Source organism: Acidiluteibacter ferrifornacis (assembly GCF_009909615.1).
Taxonomy (GTDB): domain Bacteria; phylum Bacteroidota; class Bacteroidia; order Flavobacteriales_E; family Vicingaceae; genus Acidiluteibacter; species Acidiluteibacter ferrifornacis.
Map to the genome: position 1 here is coordinate 1 of NZ_WWNE01000020.1, position 615 is coordinate 615.

The 615-nt window shown below is 53.3% G+C and carries 1 rRNA gene; it reads left to right on the forward strand.

Annotated elements, in window-relative coordinates:
- Positions 1 to 615 (forward strand): 23S ribosomal RNA (locus GQN54_RS15360); the annotation flags it as partial.

A 615-nucleotide genomic window follows, 5' to 3' on the forward strand; every position in this document is an offset into this window, starting at 1 on the left:
AGTAGCTGGTTTCCGCCGAAGTTTCCCTCAGGATAGCAGTGTTGAGCTCAGTTTTATGAGGTAAAGCGAATGATTAGGGACCCGGGGGCGCTCTTCAGCCTTCATCCATTCTCAAACTTTAAATATGTAAGAAGCCCTTGTTGCTTGACTGAACGCGGGCATTCGAATGTACCAACACTAGTGGGCCATTTTTGGTAAGCAGAACTGGCGATGCGGGATGAACCGAACGCGAGGTTAAGGTGCCAGAGTAGACGCTCATCAGACACCACAAAAGGCGTTAGTACATCTTGACAGCAGGACGGTGGCCATGGAAGTCGGAATCCGCTAAGGACTGTGTAACAACTCACCTGCCGAATGTACTAGCCCTGAAAATGGATGGCGCTCAAGCGTCTCACCCATACCTCGCCCTCAGGGTAGAAACGAAGCCCTGAGGAGTAGGCGGACGTGGGGGTCGTGACGAAGCCCAGGGCGCGAGCCCGGGTCGAACGGCCCCTAGTGCAGATCTTGGTGGTAGTAGCAAATACTTCAATGAGAACTTGAAGGACCGAAGTGGGGAAAGGTTCCATGTGAACAGCGGTTGGACGTGGGTTAGTCGACCCTAAGCCATAGGGCAGC